The following is a 593-nucleotide window of genomic DNA, read 5'->3' as shown; positions in this document are numbered from 1 at the left end:
GTACCTGTTTGGAAAAAATGTGGATGGTGTTGCGTTTGTGGTTTTTGGCATTAAGAAGGACGACAGTAAGATCACTCTACCCGCCTCTTTGAAAAGAGAACCAATCACAAATGGAGAAGGACATGTGAAGCTGACTAAACAGATGATCCAGCACTCGTTCCCCCAAATTCATGATCTGATTGGAAGCTCTTTGTACATTTCTGTCAGCGTTTTAACTGAAACAGGTAGTGAAATGGTTGAAGCAGAGAAGGGGGCCATTCAAATTGTGAAATCACCCTACACCATTGAGTTCAAGAGAACCCCAAAATTCTTCCACCCTGGAATGTCTTTTGATGTCACGGTTTATGTAACCAATCCGGACCAGTCGCCTGCTGAAAATGTGGATGTGGTGGTCACACCTGGTGATGTGAGGGGTCGAACCAAGAGTAACGGCATGGCCAAGGTCATAGTAAACACTCAGGAAGGACTCAAATCACTACAAATCACTGCAAAAACCACAGCTCCAGGCATATTACCTGAAAGACAAGCTGTGAACCAGATGACAGCCCAGGCCTACACCACCAAAGCAGGCTCCAGCAATTATTTACACATAA

At 44.9% G+C, this 593-nt stretch carries 1 protein-coding gene; it reads left to right on the top strand.

Annotated features, from left to right (window positions below):
- Window positions 1–593: hypothetical protein (locus GFJ41_RS17895; RefSeq protein WP_170075998.1), on the top strand; the 593-nt coding region annotated here is incomplete at both ends.

It is taken from the genome of Paraclostridium dentum (genome assembly GCF_012922555.1).
In the GTDB taxonomy this organism is placed as follows: domain Bacteria; phylum Bacillota; class Clostridia; order Peptostreptococcales; family Peptostreptococcaceae; genus Paraclostridium; species Paraclostridium dentum.
Note: the sequence above shows the minus strand (reverse complement) of the source record. Positions and strands in the feature narration are given on the sequence as shown.